Raw genomic sequence first — 26,740 nt, 5'->3', positions numbered from 1 at the left:
TTTTTGATAAGGCTAAAGATACCCGTTGTGGGATACAGTCTGAATTCACGACTAATAACCAGCCTATTGAGATAATGAACCCTGCCAACCAATAGCACCAACCAGAAAGGCATGCTTTAATAAACATGACAGAGATTGATCAATCCATTTTCAGAATAAGAAAATAACACTACTTGGAAAGCAAAGTGACAACGACTAAAAATAAGAAACGCACGGGCCTTGTGGCGCTCGGATTACTGCTAAGTTTAACTACCACTGTTGCTACAGCCGCAACAGATGAAAATACCTCTGGCCCGGCAATGTGGCCCACCGCGGAATATGCCGCTGGCATTCCAACCGCGAAGGAAGTGCTTGGCTATGACCTGGGGGAACGGATCACCAGTCACGGTGATACGCTTAAGTATTTTTATGCACTTCAGCAAGCCGCACCCAAAAACATAAAGGTCATCGAGTTTGGTAAAACCTGGGAAGGGCGTAAGCTAATTTATGCCGTTATTGGTTCGGCCGAGAACCTGAGCAGACTGGAAGCCTTTGCCGCAGACATGAACAAACTGGCCGACCCGAGAAAAACATCAGCCAGCGAAGCTAAGCAACTCATCGCGAAATTACCTTCCTCAGTTTGGTTAGAGCACGGTGTGCACGGTAATGAAATATCCAGTACTGATGCATCCATGATGACGGCTTATCATTTGTTGGCAGCGACTAATCAACCAATGGTAAGCAATATTCTGCAAAACACCCTGGTGTTTATTGACCCCATGCAAAACCCTGATGGGCGCATGCGTTTTATCAATCAATATTACGCCACTGTCGGTATGGAACACAGTGCTGACAGACTAAGTGCGGAGCATAACGAGCCATGGCCCCGGGGACGTTCTAATCACTATTTGTTTGACATGAACCGTGATTGGCTGGCAATTACTCAGCCAGAAACGAAAGCCCGGGTCAGGGTACTAAACAAATACAAACCAACGGTAGTCATTGACCTGCACGAAATGGGCGGCGATTCCACTTACTTTTTTGTCCCCGCTGCACAGCCTATTAACCCCCATATGCAAAAGGAACAGTTAGACAACAACGTTGCTATTGGGCGCAATAATGCAAAGTACTTTGATGAGTTTGGCTTTAGCTATTACACCAGAGAAGTCTTTGATGCGTTCTATCCGGGTTACGGTGACAGCTGGCCAACTTTCTATGGTGCATCAGCAGCAACCTATGAAGTTGCTTCTTCGCGCGGAGAGCGATTTGAAAAACTGGACGGCAGTATGCTGAATTACCGGGATACTGTACAACGTCATTTTGTTGCTTCCATGGCTACGGCTGAAACTACAGCGGTTAATCGGGAAAAAATCCTGAACGATTTTTACCTGTATCAGCAAAAAGCGATCGCTGCCGGTAAAGATGACGATGATGAGCGGGTATTTATATTGCCAAACGAGCTGGACAGAGCGGCAACGCATCGTTTAGCGACTTTAATGGCCGAACATGGTGTAGAGGTTAAACGCGCCTCAGAGAGCTTTAAAGCCTGTGGTACCAAGTATAACGAAGGCGCCTATATTATCGATACTGCGCAGCCGCGCGGTTTGTTTGTAAAAACCACATTCACCGAACAGGTTGATATGGATAAGGCTTTTGTAACCGAGCAGGAGCGTCGTCGGGCCAATAAACTTAACGACCAGATTTACGATGTAACCGGGTGGTCTCTGCCGCTTATGTTTAACGTCGATACCGACAGTTGCGGACGCGCGGTTTCTGTAAACGGTGAGATGATATCTGCGGATACGCCGTTACAGTCAGAACTGGCTAATGGCGATGCAAAAGTGGCTTATGTTGTGCCCTGGGGCGATATGTCCGCCGGACGATTTTTAACGGCAGCACTACAAGCGGGTATTAAAGTGAAAAGTGCTGACCTGCCTTTTAAAATGGCAAGCGGTAGCTATCCTGCTGGAACCCTGATTATTGAAGTTGCTAATAACCCCAAGGACGTTGCTGATCTGGTTGCAAGCATTGCAACGACTACGGGGGCAAAAGTCGTTGGCGTAGATACCAGTTGGGTCGAGGAAGGCCCAAGTTTTGGCAGTGAAAATACCGTAACCATCTCAGCGCCTAAAATTGCGATGGCCTGGGATGAACCCACCCGATCACTCAGTGCGGGCGCAACCCGCTTTGTTATAGAAAGACAGTTTAACTATCCGGTAACCGCTATCCGGGCGGGGACAATGGCATGGGCTAACCTGAGTGATTACCAGGTTATTATCCTGCCATCGGGAAATTACGCTCGTCATCTTGGAAAAGGCGGTGCTGAAAATTTGCAGGACTGGGTGAAAAAAGGCGGTGTACTGATCACGATAGCCGATGCTACTCAGTGGGCTGCCAGTGAAGCCGCTGGTTTACTCGATGTAAAACGAGAATATGCCTTAAGTAAAGACGGGGTGAAAGCGGCCGGCGACGGCGATGTGGTGGACGGTACCAGCATCAAAGACAAAGCTGGCTTTCTTAATGCTATCGAAAACGAGCAGGACATGCCTGACTATGTTGCGGGTATTCTGACCCGGGTTGAAGTTGATCAGGAACACTGGTTAACGGCAGGGGTAAATCCTGAAGTGGTCGCTATGGTCACCGGTAACGATATCTACAGCCCGATTAAACTAGCTTCTGGTAAAAATGTAGCGTGGTTTAAAGGCAAGGATGATGTCATGGCGAGTGGGTATATCTGGGATGAATTTAAAACTCAGGCTGCTTATAAGCCGTTTCTGATCCATCAGCCTGTGGGTCGTGGCATGGTGATTGGTTTTACTCAGGAACCAGCAGCGCGGGCTTATCTGGACGGACTGAATGTAATGCTAATGAATACTATCTTCCGTGCAGCAGGGCACGCGTATCCATTACGTTAACGTGCAGGCAAAACCTGACTTAAGTTAGTACGTGGCGAGCCTTAACGGCTCGTCGCGCTTCTCTCCAGCCAAATCACTTTCAGCTATAAAGCAGTAATGCTCAGCATTAAACTGCTGTTTGGGCTGCCCTTAACCGCAAATCTATAGGTTGCGGTACGCGGCGGCGTAAAGCGCATATTTTCTGCATTTGCTCCACACAACATAGACATCGACTGTTTAAGGCTAATGGCCAGGCCCTTGTAGCTGGCGCCGCAGGTTTGATCTGTGGTCCAGTTCACATTAGAAAACTTGAAGTCATAGGGCTGACCATCCGCAATCAGTTCAACATCCACATACCAGCGGTCATTTTTCTGTTTTAGCTGATAAGCGGGTTTTGCTTCCCACCAGTTAAACACGCCGCGTAAATACCATTGTGAAAAAACAATTTCTGGTTGCTCTTGCTGCTGTAAAACAAACGAACCAGTCTGTGCACAGCCACTAAGAAACAGCAACAATAACGAAAGTGCGAACCTACGTTTTTGCATGATTGACCCCAAAAATAAAAACAAAAAAGGGCACTTAAAAGTGCCCTGATAAAGATAACATACCTTATTACTTAGCGAGTAATGAGATATCAGCCGTAGTGATAAACAGGCTACGGAGTAACAAGAGCAGCGCCAGACGGTTAGTTTTCACCGCGGCATCGTCAGCCATTACCATCACGTTGTCGAAGAATGCATCGATACTGGGGCGCAAGGTCGCCAGTTTAGTCAGTACTTCGGTGTATTCACGATCGGCTGCAAAGCGATGGATATCATCCTGAATTGCTTTAATATCGTTATACAACGCAATTTCAGCCGCTTCAGACAACAGACCTTCGTTTACGCTCTGATCGCCTTCAACGTTATTTTTAGCCAGAATGTTAGCAACCCGTTTGTTGGCAGCGGCCAGCGCTTCAGCGGCTTCATTTTGCTTAAAGGCTGCAACTGCATTAACCCGCGCCAGATAATCCGTTGGCTGGGTTGGACGGCGAGCTGACACGGCCTGAATAACATCGGTTTCGATATTCTGATCGTGCAGTAATGCGTTAAAACGGCCAAGGACAAAATCCACAACCTGTTCGGCAGTGTCTTTGTTGGTTAACTTATCGCCATAAATAGCCACGGCTTTGCTAACGACATCTTCCAGATCAACTACCAGCGATTTCTCGGTAATTATACGTAACACACCAATCGCAGCGCGACGCAGGGCAAAGGGGTCTTTGTCACCTTTAGGTAGCTGACCAATACCAAAGATACCTACCAGAGTGTCAAACTTATCCGCCAGGGCAACCGCAGCACTTTCTGGTGCTTCTGGTAATACGTCACCGGCGAAACGTGGCAGATATTGCTCATACAACGCGTTAGCGACTGCTGCTGGTTCACCGTCATGGAGAGCATAATATTTACCCATAACACCCTGTACATCAGGGAATTCCATCACCATGTTGGTCATCAAATCGGTCTTAGACAGCAATCCTGCGCGTTCTGCGTAAGCCTTATCGGCACCGATAATGCCCGCTAGGTATCCGGATAGCTCAGCAATACGATCAGATTTATCTTTTAAGGTTCCCAGCTGTTTTTGGAACAATACACTTTCCAGCGACGCTAAACGTGAATCCAGCGTTTGCTTTTTGTCGGTATTAAAGAAGAACTCCGCGTCGGCCAGGCGAGGGCGGATAACCCGCTCGTTACCGTGAATAATCTGGCTCGGATCATGACTTTCGATATTAGTCACAAACAAAAACTTGTTAGACAGGGAGCCGTCTTTATTCAGCAGTGGCACATATTTCTGATCGCCTTTCATGGTGTAGATCAGAGCTTCTTTGGGTACTTCAAGGAAAGCTTCATCAAATCCGGCTTGTAACACTACTGGCCATTCAACTAGAGCTGCAATCTCATTAAGCAAGCTTTCATCGTAGTCTGCTATCAGGCCCAGTTCTTCGGCTTTGGTGTTCAGGCCTTGTGCAATACTGGTTGCGCGACTGGCAAAATCAGCAACAACATAGTGCGCTTTAAGTGCAGTCAAATAGTTATCGGCGTGATCAAGCTCGAAGGTTTTCTCACCATGGAAACGGTGACCCTGAATGGTTCTGGCGCTGGTTAATCCTAACGCAGAAATATTAATAAGTTCGCTGCCATAAAGTGCACACAGAGTGTGTACAGGGCGGATAAACTGCGTGGTGTAATTGCCCCATTTCATTGGTTTGGGGATAGGCAGTTTAGCGATTGCCTGGCTAACAATGTCTTCCAGCAGTTCGCTGATGCTCTGGCCTTTTACTTCGGCCTTGTACATCAACCATTCACCCTTGTCGGTGACCAGGCGGTCAGCTTCTTCAACGGTGATACCATTGCCACGGGCCCAGCCCATGGCTGCTTTAGTCGGGTTACCGTCGGCATCAAATGCCGCCGCAACAGCAGGGCCGCGTTTTTCAACGACCTTATCCTGCTGGGTCTCGGCCAGTTCTGATACATAAACGGCCAGACGACGAGGAGCGGCATACCACTTAATGTCGGTAAAATTAAGTTCCGCTGCGCTCAGCGCATCCCTGATGTTGTCTGCAAAACTCGAACCCAGTTGGATAAGGGCTTTCGGGGGAAGTTCTTCACTACCCAGTTCAACTAATAAATTTTCGCTACGCACCTTTTACTGCTCCTTCTTACACAGCGGGAAGCCGAGCTCTTCGCGGGCTTTGTAGTATGATTCGGCTACGGCCTTGGCAAGGGTTCTTACGCGTAAGATATAACGTTGTCTTTCCGTCACCGAGATAGCATGACGTGCATCCAGCAGGTTAAACGCATGGGATGCTTTCATTACCTGCTCATAGGCAGGTAGTGGCAGATTCTTTTCAATCAGCATCTGGCAGGTTGACTCACATTCATCAAAGGTTCTGAACATAATATCAACGTTGGCATATTCAAAGTTGTAGGTGGATTGCTCCACTTCGTTCTGATGGAACACATCGCCATAGGTAACTTTACCCATTGGACCGTCGGTCCAGACCAGGTCGTAGATGCTGTCGACGCCCTGGATATACATGGCCAGACGTTCAAGACCGTAGGTGATTTCACCGGTGACCGGCTTACATTCAAGGCCGCCTACCTGCTGGAAGTAAGTAAACTGAGTTACTTCCATACCGTTTAGCCAGATTTCCCAGCCCAGACCCCAGGCACCCAGCGTAGGTGACTCCCAGTTGTCTTCCACAAAACGGATATCGTGAACCAGTGGATCAAAGCCCAGCTCTTTCAGTGAGCCTAAGTACAGTTCCTGAAAGTTGTCAGGAGACGGCTTAAGCATTACCTGGAACTGGTAATAATGTTGCAGTCGGTTGGGGTTTTCGCCATAACGACCATCAGTAGGACGGCGGCTGGGTTGCACATAAGCACTGCTGATTGGCTCTGGTCCCAAAGAACGCAGAAACGTCATTGGGTGGAAAGTACCTGCGCCCACTTCCATATCCAGTGGTTGAATAATGACACAACCTTGTCTGGCCCAGTAATCCTGTAAGGCAAGGATCAAGCCCTGAAATGTTTTAATATCGTACTTGTGCATACATTAACGACTATAACTGACTGATGACTAAAAGAGGTGGCTTAGTATACAGTCTGTAGGGCGAAGACTGTAGGCCTAGCGCCGCTTAATTGCCCGTTGTGGACTAAAAAGTCCGGAATAATTTAACAAATAGTGCAATCCCACACGGCTTATCCCGATGACATTGCCAATACAGGAGAAAGTAAATGAGTGAAAAGCGGAACCGCTGTGGCTGGGTGTCGGATGATCCTCTCTATCAGCATTATCATGATACGGTGTGGGGAAGGCCGGAACTCGACTCGCAACAGCTATTTGCTAAATTGTGCCTGGATGGCCAGCAAGCAGGTTTGAGCTGGATTACCATTCTTAAAAAACAAGCTGCGTTTGAAGACGCCTTTTACCATTTTGACCCGGTTAAAATCGCTAAAATGACAGAAGCAGATGTCGAGCGGTTAATGCAGAACGCTGGGATCATCCGTAGCCGCGCTAAGATAAACGCTATTATTACTAACGCCAGAGCTTATCTTAAACTCATCGAAACGCAGTCTTTCAGTGATTTTATCTGGCAGTTTACCGGCCATAAAACCATTGTGAATGAATGGCGTGATTATCGGGATGCACCCACCAGCACGGCTGAATCAAAGGCCATGGCTAAAGCGCTTAAAAAGGCGGGCTTTAAATTTGTTGGGGAAACCATTTGCTATGCGTTTATGCAAGCGGTGGGTATGGTCAACGACCATACCCTGGATTGTCACTGTTATAGCAACGTCTGTGAATTAGCAAAGTGAGGATAACGCTGTTCACAGTAGGCGATAATAGCCGGCAGTTCTTTTAACACGGTTGATTCATGCTGCTCTTCCAGCGCTTCGCGGGCTTTATCTTCAGCATGGCGTTGGCTTTTGCTCAGTGCTTTGCGATCTTCCAGAATCGCAAAACCACTGACCTCGGTAAACAGGGTATGAATGGCCGGATACTGTTCAGCGTAATCCTTCGCTTCTTCAGGAAGGGCTTTAAGCAAACGACAAATCCGGATTGTGCCTTCGGATACATTGCACTGCTGTTGTTGCATGGCTCTGGCAATGGTGTGAATACTTTCAAACATCACCACCAGGCGTTGCTCCCGGGCAGCTTTCTGCCGGGCATTTTGTTGCTGCAACTGAAAAACCAGTTTGCCAGCATAGACGCCCAGTGCAGCAATAATCAGTAAACCGACACTAACCAAAATAATCCACAACATAACTACTTCTCGTAATCGTCGAGTTTTAATGCATCCAGGGCAGCAAAATCGTCGATGTCGTCTTCTTTTTCCTCGTCACTGATACCCATCAGCTCACACAGGATTTTATGGCGGGCCATTTTTGTTTCTACGTACTGCTGCTGTTCTTTACTGATAGCCTTGCCGGCATCAAGCTTGTCCAGCAGGCTGGCTAAACGATCATCCGCCTCAATCGCGGCAAGCTCTTCAGCTGGCGTAGCGTACTTACGCTTTTCGATATTCGTCGTGGCGGCTGCTGCTTTTACTAAAGGCACCGGCTTCTTACTGCCATGACGAGGATCTTTATTAACACTTACCGTTGTTTTGTCCGCCTTTTTTTGCTCGACGTTGTGGCGGCTACCCGGGGCTTTGCCTTTATGTTTTTTTACTCGTCCTGATGACGTGGAATGCACAAAGTCGGGGTCTTTACGGACGCCGATAAGGCCTACCTTTCTGGATTTTCTACTCTTTGCCATATTATCTTATTGAGCTCCTGCGCTCTGGTATGCTTTGACCAATTCCTACCATTATAACGCGTTATTACGCGAGCTTCTGCATCAATACAATGTCACGGTCAGGAAAGATCACATTAAACCGGTACTCGCGTGCCAGCCAGGTAAAGGTTTCAACCGAAAAGAAGCTAACGTGGGTCGGATCGTTTTTGTAATGCCAGTTGGCAAACTTATCCGCACTTAAAACACGCTTGGTCATAATGGCCAGCCAGCCATGGGGATTGAGTAATTCCATCCAGCGCTGCCATTCTTGTTCCGGCTTGTGAAAATGCTCAATGGATTCGGTTGCCGTTATCACATCGTAATGCGCTGCAGAAATTGTAGTGGGACCAAAAAAAGGGTCATAGCAGTCAATGTTAAAACCGGCATTACTGAAAAGGTGCGCTAAGGCCGGGCAGGGACCACTGCCGTAATCCAGTATTTTAGCGTCGGCGCTTAAGTGGGGCGTGATGCATTCGACCAGACGATTCAGATAACTAAGGTAGCCCTCATCCTGCAACGAGTTCTGATGCAGCTGATATTCTGCATGCTCTTGTTCGGGCGTTGGTAAAGCCTCAGGATCGACAAACACTAGCAAACATTCGTTGCAGCGCAGATAAGTCCGTTTTTTATCCTGGTGAAACTGTACGTATTTTCGAGACTGGCAAAGTGGGCAATTGAACATATTTTACTGCAATAAAAAAGGTGATGGTATCGCACCATCACCTTGCTAATTGAGTGTCAGATGACACCTCTCCCGTTAGTGCACTTCTCTGTGCGGCTGGCTTCCTGCAGTGCTCCCCTTATTTTTGTTTTTAACAGAGCATTTTGTTGTTCTGGGTCTTCCTGACAGCTTTATTAATTCTTCCTGAGACTGTTTTTTATTGTTGTTATTTGAGTCGGACTGTTTCACAACAGGTTACGCGACGTTCATCAGCTTACACTAATTGAACTAAAAAACAACTCTGGATGTTACATTTTGTTAACATCCAGGTGTTAAAAACGCTCAGCCAGAGCTAATTAATGCAGACCTGCAATGTAGTTAGCCAGGATTTCGATGTCTTCGTCAGTAAGTTTAGAGGCTACATCGCGCATCATGCCGTTCATGTCATTATGACGCTCACCGGCACGGAAAGCTTTTAACTGTGCAGTGGTGTAGGCTACGTGCTGGCCACTGATATCAGGGAAACCAGCCAGTTGCATGCCGTTGCCGCTAGGACCATGACAAGCGATACAAGCTGTTACACCGCGGTCGGCATCACCACCACGATATAATGCAGCGCCAGCTTCTACGAAGTTTTCAGGGGTTGCACCTGGTTTCGCTTCCTGACTTGAGAAATACGCTGCCAGGTCGGCAATGTCCTGGTCGCTTAAAGGAGCTGCCATACCGTTCATCACGGCGTTATTTCGGCCTTCTGCGCCACCAGTAGAAGAGGCCAGACGGAATTCGGTTAATTGCTTGGCCAGATAGTTTGCATGCTGACCGGCAATTTTGGGGTTCATGTCGATCATACTGTTTCCATCAGGTCCGTGACAGGCAGCACAGACAGCTGATTTTGCTTTACCAGCTTCCGGGTCTCCTTCAGCAGTAACAGAAGCAGTAAACCCAAGGGTTAAACAAACCAACAAACACAGTTTTTTCATAATTTTTCTCTTACAAGGATCCAACGGCTGATGTGATATACGTGATATCATGCGTATTTTACACATTTAACGCGTCAGAAAAACCTATTCCATGCTAAAACTATGGAATTACATCGGTTTAATATTGAACTACGACTAATGTAGCAGACAAACTGACATTATGAGTGCCTAATGAGTTATTACAGCAAAGCAAAATTTTTTATCAGCGCCCCGGACATTAAACATCTTAAAGATGACAGTGGTATTGAAGTGGCTTTTGCCGGGCGGTCGAATGCCGGTAAGTCGAGTGCCTTAAATACCCTGACCCGTCAAAAAAACCTGGCCAGAACCAGTAAAACACCTGGTCGTACCCAGTTAATTAACGTGTTCGAGCTGGAAACCGATAAGCGATTGGTGGATTTACCAGGCTATGGCTACGCTAAAGTGCCCATTGCCATGAAACAAAAATGGCAGCGCTCGCTGGGCGAGTACCTGCAGCAACGTAAGAGTCTGAAAGGTCTGGTGGTGTTAATGGATATTCGCCATCCCTACAAGGATATCGACCAGGATCTTATTCACTGGGCAGTTGATGCGGGTATCCCGGTGTTAGCACTGTTAACCAAAGCCGATAAATTAAAGTCAGGAAAGCGCAAGGCGCAGTTACTCATGGCGCGCGAAGCTGCCCTGGCGTTTTGTGGGGATGTCACAGTCCAAACCTTCTCGGCTCTCAATAAACATGGTTTGCCGGAGTTTGAGGCAGTTCTGAATCAGTGGTTTGGCTTAAATAAAGACGAAGACGTCGCTGAGGACAGTGCAGGCGAATAATCGCGGCTGCCAGATAAAAAATAACCCCATTCAATGAATGGGGCTAAGGACTGAGAGAAAACACATAAAAAAACCGATTATAAGAGTACGTAATCGCAGCAAAAGTTCAGAAAAAAGTTAAAAAAATTAAATTAATTTTTTTGTCTTTATTTTTCAATGTATTAGAAATTGAAAGTAGAGCGGTTTGATAGAAGTGACGATTTATTTCGGATACTTTTGATGGCCGTGAGACCCGCGTGACAAGTTATTCCAGACATAAAAAAAGCTCCGGCAAATGACCGGAGCTCAAATCAAAGGTTTGAAAAATGATTTCTCACCTCTGTACCCTACATTGGCAAGACTACCTAAGCGAAACGAAAACAGCAAGTCAAAAATGTAATTTTATTACTTTAAGTGGGGCGAATATGCCGGATTTTTCGCCGCCTTCCTGCTTTATTTTGTAAGCTAATTACCTTTTTAGTGCGCTTCTTCCCAATTATCACCCTTTCCGGCTTCTACTTTCAGGGGTACAGCTAATACAGCGGCCTGTTCCATAAGCTCGACAATTTTATCGACCTTGCTATCGAGAACATCCTGTTTAATTTCAAACACCAGTTCATCGTGAACCTGCATAATCATCACCACATCATCGTTATCTGCCTGACGTATCCAGTCGTCTACCTGGATCATGGCCATTTTAATAATATCAGCGGCAGTACCTTGCATTGGCGCGTTGATAGCGGCCCGCTCTGCACCTTTGCGTCGCGCACCGTTACTCGATTTAATTTCCGGTAAATATAAGCGGCGGCCAAAAACGGTTTCTACATAACCGTTTGCTTTAGCGAATTCCCGGGTACGGTCCATATAGTCGAGTACGCCCGGATAGCGTTTAAAGTATAAGTCCATGTATTCCTGAGCTTCGCCACGGCTTACATGCAGCTGCTTGGCCAGACCAAAGGCTGACATACCGTAAATCAGGCCAAAGTTGATGGCCTTAGCACTGCGGCGTTGATTATCGGTCACCTCATTTTCCGCTACATTAAAGACTTCGGCAGCAGTGGCGCGGTGAATATCCTTGCCGTGAGCAAATGCGTCGAGTAACCCTTTATCGCCCGACAGGTGCGCCATAATCCGCAGCTCGATTTGTGAGTAATCGGCGGCCACGACTTTATAACCATCCCGGGCAATAAAGGCTTTGCGAACGCGGCGGCCTTCCTCATTGCGAATTGGAATATTCTGCAGGTTTGGATCGGTAGAGGACAAACGACCGGTCGCAGTTACCGCCTGATGATAAGAGGTATGCACACGACCTGTCCGGTGGTTGGTCATTTTGGGCAGCTTATCGGTATAGGTATTCTTAAGTTTGGTCAGGCCGCGGTATTCCATAATCAGTGCTGGCAACGGATAGTCCAGCGCGAGTTCCTGTAATACTTCTTCAGATGTTGAAGGTGCACCCTTAGGCGTTTTCTTAATAACCGGCAGCTCCATTTTTTCAAACAGGATGGTCTGTAACTGTTTGGTGGAACCTAAATTAAAACTCTCGCCGGCCATGTCATGCACTTCTTTTTCCAGCTCGACGATGCGGGTAGCCAGCTGCTGGCTTTGTTGCAGCAGTTGCTGACTGTCAATTAACACGCCTTGCTGTTCCATGCGGGACAAAATAGAGGCCAGCGGTACTTCTATTTCCAGCAAGATTCTTTTAAGCGTATCTTCGGCCTGAACTTTCGGCCACAGCACCTGGTGCAGGCGTAGCGTGATATCGGCGTCTTCGGCGGCATAAAACGCGGCCTGCTCCAAATCAATCTGATTAAACGTAAGCTGCTTAGCGCCTTTGCCGGCTATCTCCTCATAGTGCACGGTGCGATGATTCAGGTAATTCTGTGCCAGAGTATCCATGTCATGGCGACTACCGGTACTATTGAGTACGTAGGATTCCAGCATGGTGTCAAAACCAATACCATCCAGTACGATATCGTAATTAGCCAGCACATTTTTGTCGTACTTCAGGTGTTGCCCGACCTTGATTTGCGATGCACTTTCCAGCCAGGGTTTGAGTTGTTCCAGCACCCAGTCGCGGGAAAGCTGCTCCGGCGCGCCAGGGTAGTCATGCGCCACTGGTAAATAAGCAGCCACGCCAGGCTCCATACAAAAAGACATGCCTACCAGCTCGGCTTCCATATAATCCAGACTGGTGGTTTCGGTATCAAAGGCAACCAGTTCGGCCTGCTTAATTATATCAAACCACTGGTTAAATGTGGCTTCATCCAGGATCGTAGTGTAATTCACTTCGATATCTTCAGCGGCGGTTACCGGGGCTTCGTCTGTATTTTCGGTTTGAGCTGGTGTTGTCTCAGCGGCAGTTTGTGTTGCTGCCTGACTGCTGGTGACTTCAGTATACCAACGCTTAAATTCGTATTCGCTGAACAGATCGGCCAGTTTTTCGTTATCGGCCTGGGTTGGTGTCAGGGTTTCAGGGGCATAATCCAGCTTCAGATCAACGTCAATCGTGGCAAGCCGATAAGACAATCGGGCTTGCTCTTCAAATTCAGCCATCTTTTTGCCCAGGGTTTTCGCACCACGAAAATCCAGTCCGGCAATTTTATCCAGGTTCTCATAGATCGCTTCAATGCCGCCAATACCGTTCAGCAAGCCTTGTGCACTTTTATCCCCAACGCCTGGTACACCAGGAATGTTATCAACCTTGTCGCCCTTCAGCGCCAGAAAATCAATGATGAGCTCAGGGGGAATGCCAAATTTATCGTTTACGCCCTGCACATCCATAAGCTGATTGTTCATCGTGTTGATCAGTGTGACATGCTCATTAACTAACTGCGCCATATCTTTATCGCCGGTACTGATCAGTGTATCGATACCTTGCTCACCGGCCTGACGAGCCAGGGTACCGATAACGTCGTCGGCTTCAACGCCTTCTTCAATAATCAGCGGTAACCCCATGGCCTTGATGATTTCATGCAGCGGCGCTATCTGTGAGCGTAACTCTTCAGGCATTGGCGGACGATTGGCTTTGTACTCAGGATAGATATCATCTCTGAAGGTTTTTCCTTTGGCGTCGAAGACCACTCCGATGTGGGTAGGATTATACTGTTTGATCAGGCTTTTCAGCATATTGATCACACCATAGATCGCGCCGGTATCCTGGCCTTTAGAGTTTGTTAGCGGTGGCAATCCGTGAAAAGCTCTGAACAGATAAGATGAGCCATCAACGAGGATAAACGGGGGCTTTGAAGGGGACGACATGATATAAAATTCTCTTGCTTTAATCTGTGCTGAAGGATGCCACACGCAGCAATTATTGGCTACCGTTGCGATCCGCAACGTTGTGGATAACTTTGTGATCTAATGTGATCAATGTTTTTCTGAGCGCGATCCGATCTCTGCGATGATCGTGTCAGATATAATTGAAATTAAAGGGAAAAATAAAAGTTTTGCAGACTCTATCCTGCTTTATTATTTCCATATATTATTGTGGATAACCGAAGTGGCTAATATTTGGCCAGTTGCCAGCGCACCAAGTAATTTAGCATATACCGGTAGAAATCCCAGTTTTGGTTGATACAATTTTGGACGGTTTATTGTGATTAATAAAATCAAATTGCATAAGCCTTGATTAACAAAGTATGGAGACAAGATGATGAAAAAAGTAGCAGTAATTCTGAGTGGCTGTGGTGTTTATGATGGCGCAGAAATTCATGAGTCGGTGTTAACCCTGTTAAGCATTCTTAAACATGGAGGTAGTTACCAGTGTTTTGCTCCGGACAAGCCACAACTGCATGTTGTTAATCACCTTACTGGCGAGGTGGTTGAAGGTGAATCCCGCAATGTACTGGCAGAATCTGCGCGTATTACCCGTGGTAAAGTAAAACCCGTTACCGAGTGTAATGCAGACGATTTTGATTTGCTGATTTTACCCGGTGGCTTTGGAGCGGCTAAGAACCTGTGTACCTTTGCGATTGACGGACCGGACTGCCAGTTTGATGAAGATGTCCTTAGCGTTTGTAAAGCGTTTGCAGAAGCCGGTAAACCTGCTGCCTACGCCTGTATTGCCCCGGCATTGGCGGCTAAGGTATACGGTACCAGCGTAAACTTAACTATTGGTAATGATGAAGGTACCGCCAGCGCGCTGGAACAATTTGGTGTTAAACACCAAAACTGCACTGTGACCGACGTGGTTATTGACCAGGATGCCAAACTAGTGACTACACCTGCATACATGTTGGGTCAGAATATGTTAGAGGTTGCCGAGGGACTGGACAAAATGGTTCAGGCAGTCTTTGCATTAAAGTAGTAATTGCAAGTGTTTACTTGGTTGTGTGCAGCTTTCGCTATATAGTGAAGGTTGCACCAATTTAATAACAAAATAAAAAGCTAACCACTTAAAATGCATTATCGCGCCATCATTCGTATCCTGGGCCTTCTGGTTGCATTGTTTTCAGTAACCATGATCCCGCCAGCGATCGTTTCTCTGATTTACGAAGACGGTAGTGGCTTGCCATTCTTTTTAGCTTTCATCCTCTGTATTCTTACCGGCTGCGCGTTTTGGTATCCCTACCGTTCTCATCGTCAGGATCTGCGGGCCCGGGAAGGGTTTTTAATTGTTGTGCTGTTCTGGTCGGTACTGGCCAGTTTTGGTGCCATTCCATTTATTCTCCTCGAACAGCCCTCGATGACTGTTACCGATGCGTTTTTTGAATCGTTTTCCGGATTAACCACAACCGGCGCAACGGTGATAGAGGGGATCGACTTTTTGCCTCACTCTGTCCAGTTTTATCGCCAGCAGTTACAGTGGCTCGGCGGTATGGGGATCATTGTATTGGCCGTAGCCATTCTGCCTATTCTGGGGGTTGGGGGCATGCAGCTGTACCGGGCTGAAACGCCGGGGCCCGTGAAAGACTCTAAAATGACCCCGCGGATAGCCGATACTGCCAAACATCTTTGGTATATCTATTTATCGTTAACCTGTGCCTGCACCCTGGCTTATTGGTTTGCGGGTATGAACTGGTTTGACGCAATCTGCCACTCATTTTCGACCATTGCCATTGGCGGTTTTTCCACTCACGATGCCAGCCTGGGCTATTTTGACAGTCCGGTGGTAAACGCTATCTGCGCGCTGTTTTTAATTATTGCCGCGTTTAACTTTTCTTTGCATTACGCAGCTGCCAGTGGGCGTACGTTAAAAGGGTACTGGCAGGACCCGGAGTTAAAAGCGTTTTTGTTTATTCAGGCGGCGCTGATCAGCGTTTGTTTTTTGGTGCTGGTTTTTCATAATCACTTTAGTAATGCAGAAGAAGCGCTGGATCAGGCTGTTATTCAGGCCGTATCCATTAGCACCACTGCGGGTTTTGCTACGACTGATTTTGCTAACTGGCCATCGTTTTTGCCCATATTACTGATTTTTTCCAGTTTTATTGGTGGCTGTGCCGGGTCTACCGGTGGTGGTCTTAAGGTGATCCGGGTTTATCTGCTCTTTTTACAGGGGAAGCGGGAGATTGATCGGCTCATCCATCCTAAAGCAGTGTACTCGGTTAAGCTGGGTGAAAGGGCCATGCCTGACCGCGTGGTAGAAGCTGTGTGGGGGTTCTTCTCGGCTTACGCGATTGTGTTTGTTGTGATTATGATAGGCCTGATTGCCACCGGCCTGGATAACATCTCTGCCTTTACCGCAACCGCTGCTACGCTGAATAACCTGGGCCCCGGGTTAGGCTCTGTGGCAGGCACCTTTGCCGATGTCAGCGACAGCGGCAAATGGTTACTCGTGGTTGCCATGTTGTTTGGTCGTCTGGAAGTCTTTTCTTTACTGGTCTTGTTTTCGCCCACTTTCTGGCGCGGCTAATTACCACGCCAGCGAACTGAATTATTCAACAAAACTCACCTGGTCTATGGCGGTGAGCATGCCCTTTGTCTGATTGTCAGGGTAAGGCCTGATCAGGTTATCCTCCATCCACTGTTCGGTAAGACAAGCGTATCCACCTGCACCATAACCTTCGCCCCAGCTGTTAGCCATAATGGCGCAATAGCGTCCTTCGTCGGCACGCATTGATTCGGGCAACACGATATACCCAATTAACAACATAGCATGACCTGCCGCGTGCATGCCGCCGGCCGCTTTTTGGTTAACCGGATCTTTTGCTCTGACCAGGCCATTGGTGCGCATATAGCTTTTAGTGAGCGTAAATCCGGCGGCTACTGGTCGGTTTGCCCGAATATGCTTCAGAATATCCGGGATGGTGAAATCCTGATGTATGCCCGTTACCCGCAATAGCCCTTGGTCTTCTTCTAAGCAGGAATTGGTTAGTGGTGTGTAAGTCAGATTATCTGCGTTACTAACCGGAATGTAAGGGCAGGCCTGTTCTCGCCTGATGGCAAAAACCGGGTGAGACTCCTTCGACAGTACAAAGCCTACATCAAAATCAGAGCCGTCACTGGACTTAACATTGTTACAGGCCTTATCAATACAATCCGGGCGGCTTATCCAGTAGAAGTGTTGCTCAGATAAATCCAATTCATATTGCAGATATTGCGGATGTTCCGCCAGTAATGTCTCTACTGCGCGAATACCGGTAAAGGCGGCGCAGGTTCCCCGGCGCTCCTGATTGCGAATTGGCACTTCCATCGCTGACGGGATAACGTAAAAGTCGCCGGGCTCCATATTGGCTAAGGGGTCGTCCGAAGGCCTGGACTGTAATGATGCGCTACCCTGCAACGTCTGTCCCATCGAGGCCAGATCAAAGGTGGTTTCGAGATACTGTTTCTCCTTGCGATTATATTCTCGTTTGGCGATCCCCCATTTGCGTACAATTTTATTGTAGTCATCGGTCCAGCGATCAACGGTGTCGCGATAACTCTTTTTAAAATTCTTCATCATGTCATTCATGCCTGAATAGACATTATTGGCGTAGCCTTTTTTCTTTGGTTCTGGCTCAGGTTCAGGCTGCGGCTCAGGTTCAGGCTGCGGCTCAGGTTCAGGCTGCGGCTCAGGTTCAGGCTGCGGCTCGGGTTCAGGCTGTGGCTCAGGTTCAGGCTGCGGCTCGGGTTCAGGCTGTGGTTCGGGTTCAGGCTGTGGTTCGGGCTCAGGCTGCGGCTCAGGTTCAGGCTGCGGCTCAGGTTCAGGCTGCGGCTCGGGTTCAGGCTGTGGCTCAGGATCGGGCAGGGGCTCCGGAATAGGCGCAGGCTTACGTTTTTCTTCGTCTATTGCTTGCTCTTTTTCTGTCTCGTCGAGACTTAAGCCCATTTCGCCGAGCAATTTTTGCATTACAAATGAGCCGTACTGAGTGATCTCTCCGGGTTTACCTTTGTCGGCAGGCGACACGGTGGTTGCCGCCTGTGCTCCTAAAGTTATACCTAACAGCGTTAATACAGCGATTCCTTGCGCAGATAATTTGTCCATTTTGTCACCATTAGTAAGCTGGCCGCCGCAAGTAGATAACCTTAAATATTGCGGTATTTATCCATCCGGGTGCGGACCTTTTTTAAATACTTTCGGGTTTCTTCGTAAGGCAGTTTTTCGAGTAACAGTTCGTAGGCCTGTTGTGGCTCCATAGCATTAATCTCGGCAGCCACTGAGTCACTCATTTTGGTTGTTTGTCCGGAGGTAAATGCTCTGGTGACATTGCCAACCCCGGTATTGTAAGCGGCAATAGCACAATATAACCGTGTTTGTGGATTAGATATTTTGGCCAGATAGCGGTTATTCAGTAAATGCAGATAAGCCGAACCTGCTTCTACATTCTGATCAGCAATAAACAGATAGTCTTTCTTCAGAGGCTCTCTTTTGCTATGCAAAAATTCGTTTACATCAATGCCGGCAGAGGTAGGGACTACCTGCATCAGGCCGTAGGCCGGAATGTGGGATACCGCCAGCGGATTAAAGCTGCTTTCGGTATGAATCATAGCGACAATCAGCGGAACCGGTATCTCTAATGCTGCAGAATACTGCTTGGCATAGGGGGTTACTTCGGCAATACGATCCTGTAATTCCTTTGGCTTTATGGCAATAGTAAGCCGGGTAATTCGCTTGTTCTTAAGCGCATCAGCGTTTCTGCTGCGATCGCGGTTTACCTTGTTAATTGATATTGAGTGGCTTTTCTCGGACTGGCTTAATACCTTGGACTGCACTTTGTCGGCTCCGGCCGGGGAGCTGAGTTTGTCGGCCATCATGTCAAAAGCCATGGCATCCTGCTGCTGGCGCGACTCAAAGGCCTGATTTTCTGCTTCCAGATCTTCTTCGGTGATTTCTGGCTGTTCAATCACAATTTCGGCGTTATTGACCAGTTTGTCCAGGTCATCAAAGGTATCATTGGCCGCGTAGGACTTCAGAATGTTAATGGCCTCACCTTTGCCGTCTTCTGGTTCTACACTTTTGAGTTGTTCCAGCGCCTTAACCACGCGCTCTTTATCGAGCGTTGCGTTGGCATCATGGAGTACGCTGACAACAATTTTCTTTTCTTCATAATCGACAACCGTTTTGACTTCCGGTTCGGGATAGACCACCACGGTGTCTTCATCACTAACGTCGACTTCGCCCCATTGTTCGAGTAATTTGGCCCGAAAAGATTCCAGTTTGGCATTATAACGGGCTTTAAACTGGGCAAACTGTTGCATTCTTTTTAATTGAAACGCGTCTAATTCCTTTTGTCGGCGTTCCTTAAAGGCTTGTTGTTCTGCGGTTAACTTGGTTTGAGCTGCGGCTTCTGGTAAACCATTTACATTCACCAAAAATGCCACACTCAGTGCGGTCAGCAACTGCTTCCTAACAAAAAAATTCCTTGTTTTCATAGCCTTTTCACTTCTGTTGATTACTGAACTTTAATCATCGACATCAAGCGTTCACGCGCCTGCTCGTTTTCAAAAAGCTGCTTAATTTCAGCATCTTCGTCTTTCAGCGCGGCAAACACTTTGTCCTGATTGGCTTTGTAAGTCGCTTCGTCCATGGCGATCAGAACATACTGGCCGCCACTGGGGCTGGTCATGGTGCGTACGGTACGGGTACCAAATAACGTCATTGATGACACCGTTTCTCTTACCATGTCGGTATCAATAATGTGTTTGGCGGCTTCTTCGGTTTCCAGTGATTTTTGATACTGGCTAAACAGATCTGACACCATGGTGGCAAAGTAAGACGACATTTTCGCCCGTGCATCCGCTGACGCCGCAGAGGTTGTCATGCTTGCTGAAGGTTTCTTTTCCGAGAAACCCACCTGGGTTAACGCATAGCCTTCAACCGGTACACCACATATCCACAGTGGGGCGGATTTTTCCGGAGCATCCTGATAAACACAATCTGGAGTAAGTAGTGTTTCCTGTTTAGTGCTAATACCATCTGAGGTCGAACTACAAGCGCCTAATCCAAATAATACAGGTAAAACAATCGCGAGTTTTTTCATTGCTATTCCTTGGAGTGTCGTTTAGTTAAATGAATTCTTTAAGCTTTTCATAAGACCAGTGCTACTGCCGGTAGAACCCGCACGCATCATCTGATCCATAAATGATTGCTCGAAGAAGGTTTTGGCTACATCGCCTTTTTTCAGTTGTCCTTCGGCTTCTTCATCAATAATGACCCAGGCGCTGTTGGCATCGATCATGTCAGACACGACACCTTCAAAATCATAATCAAGGGCCATAAGTGTGCTCTTGCCTGTGGTGTGGTCTGCTTTAGCGTGCATGGTTGCAAACTTAATTTTTTGACCTTCCCTTAGCTTTTGGCTGGTGCCCAGCGTGATATTTACCAGATGCAGATCACCACGCTTACGGTATTCCATAACGTAACCGGTCTGGCTAAAGTTTTTCTGAACTTCTGGTAAAATATTGTATACACCGTTACCGGAAGCCTGTGATGCCAGGCTGTAGGCCATGTCCTGACTAATCGGGCAGCTTGAGTTGTTAATGCTCAACGAGCTGGATGCATCGCCTTTAAAGTTAAGGGCTTCGGTTTGGGTCAGCTCTGGTAATTGGTAAAGCTTTAAGTTGCCGGTGACTACCGCTTCGTAGCTACACTTTGCTGGTGTGTAGTGCTTTTTACCGTCATCGTCGGTATAGCTCGAAGCTGGTGAGAATGACTTAGAAATGGCAACGTTGTGGATAGTAGGCAAAATGGCCGTATCGGCAACATCAATACCCGCGCCTGAGAACTGGCCGGTGGCTTCATAGGCCAGAATCTCGTCACCCAGTTTTGATGCCAGGCTACGGTCAACGATTTCTGCGCCAGCATCATTAAGCCCATTTTCCAGTTCTGATGAAATTTCACGTACAGCACCAGTCTCAAAGTTTGCGTTGCTGTCAATTTTAACCGGCAATACTACAACGGACTTTTGTCCGCCCATTAGTTCTGCTTTGGAAGGCATAAATTGCGATTCAGGCAGATTAACGATGTAACTGGGATTGGTAATTACATCTACTTTATTCTCAACTTTCGTTGTGTTCATACAACCAGACAACAACACCGTCGATACAGCGGCAGTTAGAATTCCATTCTTAAAAAGTGCTTTCATAGTTTATGACCTAATTTAAAGTGACTACTGAGTTAATAGGCTAGTTAATATTGCGCCGTCATCGGATTCTATTTTTGTTATCAAACGCTGATAGGCGGCTTCACGGGCGTTGGCCTGGCTCTGTATAGAGCGACCAGACTCGTTTACGATTTCAGATGCAATAGGTTGTTTGTTTTTATTCAGTTTTACATCTAAAGAAAGGCTGGCTACATGTTGCTTAAACAGCTCCTGTAGCTTAATTTTGTCGGTCAGGGTGAGGGTAAATTCGCACCCTTTGTTGTCTGCATTCAGCCCCTGTGATAACACCAGCTGACGAAAGGCCAGACTGAGGTTTTCGTTTTTGTGGGGTTGCACGTACAGACAAACATTGCTTTGAATATCGTTGAGCTGAGTTTCTATTTGTGACAGCAGGGTTTTGTATTTATCCGTGGGCTGAGACAACACATCAAGCACCTCTATATAACGCAGGTTGGTACCAAACTGTTCCAGCAGCTGGGGTTTGTTCTGTACCCACCATTCTAGTTTGGACGCTACGGCATTTTGCTGACGCAAGGCTTTACTTAACTGATAGAAATTACTGGTGAGTTCGCTGCGAAACGTATCTGCAAGCTGGGCTTTTTCAACCGATACCAAGCTAAAAAAGGTGTCATCTTCCTGGTGGTTTTTCAGCTTTTTATACTGACTGATAGGCAGCGACTCGATAGAGCTGGAAACCGACTGATTGATATACTCGGCAAATGCATCGTTTACCAGACTTTGCTGCTGACTGAAGCCGCCGCTGATACGGGTTCTTAGCTGGCCTAGAATGTTTTTCAATGCAATATCATTAGCCTGTTGCAAGGACTTGCCCTCGCCAATAGCAAACAGCTCGGTGTCACTGGAAGGCGGGAATAATATCCATTCCGGTAACTCAGCCCGGCTGGTGTGGGCAAACAGGATGATGGCAGCACTAAGAAGTGCCTTTACAAGAACGCGGACTTTAATCATGGGCACCTCCAAAATAGGTTTCAAATTCAACGCGAGTTAACAGTGATTCCGTTACCAAACTTGGTTCCAGCTCGGTAAACGCATAAAAATTAGCCGGGTATTCTTCGCGAAAGGCGGTGATGCCCTCTATCAGCTCATCATCTTCGCCACTTTCTAAAAACTCGTTAAGTACCAGAATGTCGTCAAGAATAAGACTGGGATCAATGATGGCATCGTTAAGGGAAAGCTCCAGGCCACCGTACTCAATAAAACCGACGATTCGCTGCAAGAAGAGATATTGTTTACCCATGTCTTCGGATTCGGCGTAATAGATCAGGTTGCTGGCGTCGAGATACAGGCCTTCCTGCCCACTGCTGACCTTACTGATAGTTTCTCTGGCCAATGGGAAATCCTGGTAGGGCAGGGTTGGGATAAAGTCTTCACTCAGCGGAATAATAACAAAGCCTGCAACACGGCCGTTATTGTTAAAAACGGTGATGATCGCTTTTTCAATGTTGTAATACTGAAACCGAATATCCGGCTGAAAACTGGACGTCTTAATAACCTCCGGCGGGCCGAAGGTGGCTTCAATAAAGGGAATGGTGCGCCCGATGCTTAATGACTCTAACTGTTCGTACTGAACTTCGTGAGTAAAGGCGGTTTTTATATCTTCGTAAGTGGCAGATAACAGCTCTTTGGTGTCGTTAAACTGGCCGATCGAAATCAGGGTAAGCGCTACACCCACTATGATGCGATAAATACCGGCTCGACGGCCTTCTTGCTGGTTGGTATCCGACATTGACTTCCCTGTATACATGCGGATTGGATAAGATGAGAGTTACGCGCGACAATATCCGTCGACGACCCTCGATGATATTAAGATAGCATATTTCTTAAATTAGCACAGGGCTGAATAAAGCTAAAGAATTCTTTGTTTGAAAATCGTACAGAAGCTGTGGCTCTGCAGGTCACTAGCCAAAAAAGAAAGCACTTGGCTGGAATAGCTTTTCCACGTCATTGATATATTTCTTATCAACTAAAAACATTATTACGTGGTCGTTGGCTTCGATAACCGTGTCGCTGTGGGCAATGATCACCTGTTCTTCCCGAACAATCGCACCAATGGTGGTGCCCGGGGGCAGTTTGATATCGCCAATTTCACGGCCTACCACTTTCGAGGTGTTTTTGTCGCCGTGGGCAATGGCTTCTATGGCTTCCGCCGCTCCGCGGCGAAGTGAGTACACATTAACTATATCGCCCCGGCGCACATGGGTAAGCAAAGCTGAGATGGTGGCCTGCTGTGGCGAAAAGGCAATGTCGATCTCACCGCCTTGTACCAGATCCACATAGGCACTGCGCTGAATCAGCACCATGGCCTTTTGGGCGCCCATTCGTTTGGCAAGCATGGCCGACATGATATTGGCTTCGTCGTCGTTAGTAACGGCAATAAAGGCATCAACCTGTTCTACACCTTCTTCGCTCAGCAACGTGGAATCGGAGGCATCCCCGCTGAACACAATGGTTTTATCCAGGTGAGCCGACAGGTATTGGGCCCGCTCCGGGCTGTATTCAATAAGCTTAACGTTGTGATTGTGTTCCAGGCGTTTGGCCAGTCCCGCGCCAATCAGGCCGCCTCCGGCAATCATAATACGCTTGTAACTGGACTCCAGCTTTTGCAGTTCGCTCATCACCGCCCGGATATGCTTGGTGGCAGCAATGAAAAACACTTCGTCATCGGCTTCGATTACGGTGGTGCCAAGTGGCCGAATGGGCTTACCTCGGCGGTAAATGGCCGCTACCCGGGTTTCCACATTTGGCATGTGCTCTTTAAGTGCCGATAGCGCGTGGCCTACCAACAGGCCGCCATAATAGGCTTTTACGGCAACCAGACTGGCTTTGCCTTCGGCAAATTCCACCACCTGCAGCGCACCAGGGTAATCAATCAGTCGTTTAATCGACTGGGTTACCAATTGCTCCGGGGCGATAATATGGTCTACCGGGATATCCTGCTGTTTATACAGCTGTTCCTGATAAATGATGTACTGTTCGGAGCGAACACGGGCAATTTTAGTGGGGGTTTTAAACAAACTGTAAGCAACCTGACAAGCCAGCATGTTGCTTTCATCACTGTTGGTTACTGCAATGAGCATGTCCGCGTCTTCCGCTCCGGCTTTGCGTAACACATCCGGATGGGAGCCAACGCCACTAACAACCTGCAGATCGAGACGATCCTGCAATGCACGCAGAATAACGGGGTCAGAGTCAATGACCGTAATTTCGTTTTTTTCGCCAACCAGGTTCTCGGCAAGTGTACCGCCAACCTGTCCTGCGCCAAGGATGATTATTTTCATCGTCGTTGTTAAAAGGCTTTTTAATCTTGGTTATTAAGACTTTAGCAGTCTCGCATAATAGAAACCATCCATTTGTTGCTCGCCGGGCAAAATTTGCCTGCCGGGACGCTCGGGCGTTTCTTCCTGATATATGGGCATTAAACTGGCATCACTGTGTTCACTTAAAAAGCGACTGACCTGTCGGGTGTTCTCATTGGGTAATATGGAGCAGGTTGCATAAACCAGTGTGCCGCCCGGTTTTAGTGTACGCCACAACTGAGTGAATATCCTGTATTGCAGCGTTTCCAGTGTTTCAATATCAGCTGCTTTTCGCAGCCAGCGAATATCCGGGTGTCTGCGAATAACGCCGGTGGCAGAGCAGGGAGCATCCAGTAAAATGCGGTCAAACAGGTTACCATCCCACCAGTTTTCGGGAGCCGCTGCATCGGCGCAGACTAATTCTGCGGACAATTGCAGACGGGTCAGGTTTTCGGTCATGCGCTTAAGTCGCGAGGCTTCGCTGTCCAGCGCAATAAGGTGGTTAAGGCCAGGTGTGCGCTCCAGTATATGGGCGGTTTTGCCGCCGGGGGCAGCGCAACAATCCAGTACTCGCTCGCCAGCCTGAGCTTCCAATAGTGGCGCGGCTAGCTGTGCGGCGCCGTCCTGAACGCTAAACCAGCCCTCATCGTAGCCGGGTAAGGAGGTAATCGGGGCCCGATCAATTAAAATAACCGCGTCGGGATGGCTTTGGGACTCACTAAAGCGAATGTTTGCAGCGGCTAAAGCCGCGCAATATGCCTGTTTGGTGCATTGCTGTTGATTTACCCGCAGCCAGATAGGGGCAGGCTGGTTCATTCCCGCCAGAATGCTATCGAGCTGCTCTGGGTAGGCACTGGCAATGCGCTTATAAAGCCACTTGGGTAATCCGGAGCGGATGATAGGGTCTTCACTGAGCTGTTGCGCGAGTTGTTTACGCTGGAAATTGCGCAATACAGCGTTAATTAACCCTTTCAGACCCTTGCCGCCCAGTAACTCCGCTGCATTAACGGTGGCAGACACCGCTGCATGATCCGATACCCGGCTGTAAGCCTGCTGGTAAAAACCCAGTAAGATCAAATGTTCGAGAATCTTCTTACTGCCTTTGAGCGGCTGATTAAGCAGTTCTCTTAACCACAATTGCAGCTGTGGCAAATGCCTGAATACGCCCATGGCCATTTCCTGTAACCAGGCGCTGTCTTGCTTACTGTGACGGGCTTGCGCCAGAGCCAGAACTTCGCGGGAGGATTTACCCTGTTCCAGCACCTGAAAAATAACCCAGGCCGTATCGGCGCGTAGATCGACCCTGGCTGGCAGTTTCATGTCTACTGCTCTGGTTTGCAGGGTAAAAGACTACCTACCGCAAACCAATCCTGGTAACCATTGAGTACGTCTTTTGCTGCCATGGGCTTTTTACCAGGCAACTGAAGTAGTTTTATACACAACGCCTTATCGCTGGTGGCCACGACAATGCCGGATTTATCGGCCGCCAGGATGGTACCGGGCGCTTTATCAGCAACATTGTGTTCGCTAACAGCAGCTTGCCAGACTTTGATATTTAAACCATTAACCTGACTCCAGCAGATCGGCCAGGGGTTAAATGCCCTGACATTACGGCTAAGTTGTTCTGCCGGTTGCTGCCAGTCTAAAAAGGCTTCTTCTTTACTTAGCTTCTGCGCATAAGTTGCCAGTTCGTTGTCTTGTTTTTCGGCGTTCAGGGTGTCGAACTCATCGAGTACCTGCACCAGTGCCTGAGGGCCAATTTCAGCCAGCTGGGTGTATAAACTTGCACTGGTATCTTCAGCTTCAATCGGGATGCGGGAAATATGAAGCATGTCACCGGTATCAAGCCCTATGTCCATTTGCATAATGGTGACACCGGTTTCACTGTCTCCGGCCCAGATACTGCGCTGGATGGGGGCGGCACCGCGCCAGCGGGGCAGAATAGAACCATGCACGTTGATGCAGCCTTTTACCGGAATATCCAGCACGGCCTGAGGTAGCAGCAGCCCATAGGCAACCACTACCATTACGTCTGGTTTTAATGCAGCCAGCTCCTGCTGAGCTTCGACGGTTTTCAATGATGCAGGCTGATACACTGGCAGGCCGTGTTCCAATGCCACCTGCTTGGTGGCACTGGGCATTAATTTTTTACCGCGGCCAGCCGGACGGTCAGGCTGGGTATAAACAGCTACGACATTATGCTGACTGTTAATCAGATGGGTAAGATGAGTAGCAGCAAATTCCGGCGTACCGGCAAACACAATATTCAGAGGTTTTGTCACAG

The 26,740-nt window shown here is 47.9% G+C and carries 22 protein-coding genes; 5 read left to right on the top strand and 17 right to left on the bottom strand.

The genetic code is table 11. The features are described from left to right. Nucleotides 1-185 precede the first annotated feature (185 nt). Nucleotides 186-2,894, top strand: coding sequence for a M14 family metallopeptidase (locus BFC17_RS14670; RefSeq protein ID WP_308421365.1), 2,709 nt, complete (start codon nucleotides 186-188; stop codon nucleotides 2,892-2,894). An 83-nt stretch (nucleotides 2,895-2,977) separates the two neighbouring features. On the opposite strand, the gene BFC17_RS14665 is transcribed toward BFC17_RS14670, so the two are convergent. The 3 genes from BFC17_RS14665 to glyQ form a co-directional block, all read right to left on the bottom strand. Beyond that, complete coding sequence (locus tag BFC17_RS14665; RefSeq protein WP_070177249.1) at nucleotides 2,978-3,418, bottom strand: early set domain-containing protein; 441 nt, start codon at nucleotides 3,416-3,418, stop codon at nucleotides 2,978-2,980. A 67-nt stretch (nucleotides 3,419-3,485) separates the two neighbouring features. Next, the gene (glyS, locus tag BFC17_RS14660) at nucleotides 3,486-5,555 is read right to left on the bottom strand and encodes a glycine--tRNA ligase subunit beta (protein WP_070177248.1); all 2,070 of its coding nucleotides are present in this window, start codon (nucleotides 5,553-5,555) and stop codon (nucleotides 3,486-3,488) included. Between the two features lie 3 nt (nucleotides 5,556-5,558). After that, a complete protein-coding gene (gene glyQ / locus BFC17_RS14655; RefSeq protein WP_070177247.1) occupies nucleotides 5,559-6,464 on the bottom strand; it encodes a glycine--tRNA ligase subunit alpha in 906 nt (301 codons plus the stop codon). A 185-nt stretch (nucleotides 6,465-6,649) separates the two neighbouring features. Here glyQ and BFC17_RS14650 point away from each other — a divergent pair, with 185 nt between their 5' ends. Further along, nucleotides 6,650-7,231 (top strand): DNA-3-methyladenine glycosylase I, encoded by a 582-nt coding sequence (locus tag BFC17_RS14650; RefSeq protein WP_070177246.1) that lies wholly within the window; start codon nucleotides 6,650-6,652, stop codon nucleotides 7,229-7,231. Here the strand turns inward: BFC17_RS14650 and BFC17_RS14645 are convergent. The 4 genes from BFC17_RS14645 to BFC17_RS14630 all read right to left on the bottom strand — a co-directional run bounded on the left by BFC17_RS14645 (nucleotide 7,201) and on the right by BFC17_RS14630 (nucleotide 9,833). Further along, nucleotides 7,201-7,680, bottom strand: coding sequence for a DUF2489 domain-containing protein (locus tag BFC17_RS14645; RefSeq protein WP_070177245.1), 480 nt, complete (start codon nucleotides 7,678-7,680; stop codon nucleotides 7,201-7,203). The genes BFC17_RS14650 and BFC17_RS14645 overlap by 31 nt on opposite strands. A 2-nt stretch (nucleotides 7,681-7,682) precedes the next feature. Continuing rightward, nucleotides 7,683-8,174 carry a Der GTPase-activating protein YihI gene (yihI, locus tag BFC17_RS14640; RefSeq protein WP_070177244.1) on the bottom strand — a complete coding sequence of 164 codons (492 nt, stop codon included), beginning with the start codon at nucleotides 8,172-8,174 and terminating at the stop codon, nucleotides 7,683-7,685. A gap of 64 nt (nucleotides 8,175-8,238) precedes the next feature. Further along, nucleotides 8,239-8,781, bottom strand: coding sequence for a class I SAM-dependent methyltransferase (locus BFC17_RS14635; protein WP_229680934.1), 543 nt, complete (start codon nucleotides 8,779-8,781; stop codon nucleotides 8,239-8,241). Nucleotides 8,782-9,209: 428 nt separating this feature from the next. Then, entirely contained in the window at nucleotides 9,210-9,833 is a 624-nt protein-coding gene (locus tag BFC17_RS14630; RefSeq protein ID WP_070177242.1) for a c-type cytochrome, read from the bottom strand. 171 nt (nucleotides 9,834-10,004) lie between these two features. On the opposite strand from BFC17_RS14630, the gene yihA reads away from it, so the two are divergent. Continuing rightward, on the top strand, nucleotides 10,005-10,637 hold the full coding sequence (gene yihA, locus BFC17_RS14625) for a ribosome biogenesis GTP-binding protein YihA/YsxC (protein WP_070177241.1): 633 nt from the start codon (nucleotides 10,005-10,007) through the stop codon (nucleotides 10,635-10,637). Between the two features lie 456 nt (nucleotides 10,638-11,093). On the opposite strand, the gene polA is transcribed toward yihA, so the two are convergent. Then, complete coding sequence (gene polA, locus BFC17_RS14620; RefSeq protein ID WP_070177240.1) at nucleotides 11,094-13,874, bottom strand: DNA polymerase I; 2,781 nt, start codon at nucleotides 13,872-13,874, stop codon at nucleotides 11,094-11,096. Nucleotides 13,875-14,268: 394 nt separating this feature from the next. On the opposite strand from polA, the gene elbB reads away from it, so the two are divergent. Beyond that, nucleotides 14,269-14,922, top strand: a complete 654-nt coding sequence (elbB, locus tag BFC17_RS14615) for an isoprenoid biosynthesis glyoxalase ElbB (protein WP_070177938.1) — start codon at nucleotides 14,269-14,271, stop codon at nucleotides 14,920-14,922. A gap of 93 nt (nucleotides 14,923-15,015) precedes the next feature. After that, on the top strand, nucleotides 15,016-16,467 hold the full coding sequence (locus tag BFC17_RS14610) for a TrkH family potassium uptake protein (protein WP_070177239.1): 1,452 nt from the start codon (nucleotides 15,016-15,018) through the stop codon (nucleotides 16,465-16,467). Between the two features lie 21 nt (nucleotides 16,468-16,488). Here the strand turns inward: BFC17_RS14610 and BFC17_RS22295 are convergent, their stop codons facing one another. The 9 genes from BFC17_RS22295 to fmt form a co-directional block, all read right to left on the bottom strand. After that, on the bottom strand, nucleotides 16,489-18,021 hold the full coding sequence (locus BFC17_RS22295) for a C1 family peptidase (RefSeq protein ID WP_083271758.1): 1,533 nt from the start codon (nucleotides 18,019-18,021) through the stop codon (nucleotides 16,489-16,491). A gap of 41 nt (nucleotides 18,022-18,062) precedes the next feature. Then, nucleotides 18,063-19,409: a transglycosylase SLT domain-containing protein gene (locus tag BFC17_RS14600; RefSeq protein WP_083271757.1), complete on the bottom strand. Its 1,347-nt coding sequence runs from the start codon at nucleotides 19,407-19,409 to the stop codon at nucleotides 18,063-18,065. Nucleotides 19,410-19,429: 20 nt separating this feature from the next. Next, the gene (locus BFC17_RS14595; protein WP_070177237.1) at nucleotides 19,430-20,017 is read right to left on the bottom strand and encodes an LPP20 family lipoprotein; all 588 of its coding nucleotides are present in this window, start codon (nucleotides 20,015-20,017) and stop codon (nucleotides 19,430-19,432) included. A gap of 21 nt (nucleotides 20,018-20,038) precedes the next feature. Continuing rightward, nucleotides 20,039-21,055 (bottom strand): hypothetical protein, encoded by a 1,017-nt coding sequence (locus tag BFC17_RS14590; protein ID WP_070177236.1) that lies wholly within the window; start codon nucleotides 21,053-21,055, stop codon nucleotides 20,039-20,041. 90 nt (nucleotides 21,056-21,145) lie between these two features. Continuing rightward, nucleotides 21,146-22,108, bottom strand: a complete 963-nt coding sequence (locus BFC17_RS14585; protein WP_070177235.1) for an LPP20 family lipoprotein — start codon at nucleotides 22,106-22,108, stop codon at nucleotides 21,146-21,148. Further along, entirely contained in the window at nucleotides 22,101-22,886 is a 786-nt protein-coding gene (locus tag BFC17_RS14580) for an ETEC_3214 domain-containing protein (RefSeq protein ID WP_070177234.1), read from the bottom strand. The genes BFC17_RS14585 and BFC17_RS14580 overlap by 8 nt, the downstream gene beginning before the upstream one ends. Nucleotides 22,887-23,058: 172 nt before the next feature. Next, on the bottom strand, nucleotides 23,059-24,438 hold the full coding sequence (gene trkA, locus BFC17_RS14575) for a Trk system potassium transporter TrkA (protein WP_070177233.1): 1,380 nt from the start codon (nucleotides 24,436-24,438) through the stop codon (nucleotides 23,059-23,061). 33 nt (nucleotides 24,439-24,471) lie between these two features. Then, a complete protein-coding gene (gene rsmB / locus BFC17_RS14570; protein ID WP_070177232.1) occupies nucleotides 24,472-25,776 on the bottom strand; it encodes a 16S rRNA (cytosine(967)-C(5))-methyltransferase RsmB in 1,305 nt (434 codons plus the stop codon). Nucleotides 25,777-25,778: 2 nt separating this feature from the next. Beyond that, on the bottom strand, nucleotides 25,779-26,738 hold the full coding sequence (gene fmt, locus BFC17_RS14565; RefSeq protein WP_070177231.1) for a methionyl-tRNA formyltransferase: 960 nt from the start codon (nucleotides 26,736-26,738) through the stop codon (nucleotides 25,779-25,781). Nucleotides 26,739-26,740 lie beyond the last annotated feature (2 nt).

This window comes from Marisediminitalea lipolytica, assembly GCF_001758465.1.
Lineage (GTDB): Bacteria > Pseudomonadota > Gammaproteobacteria > Enterobacterales > Alteromonadaceae > Alteromonas > Alteromonas lipolytica.
This window is presented reverse-complemented; position numbering and strand designations above follow the sequence as displayed.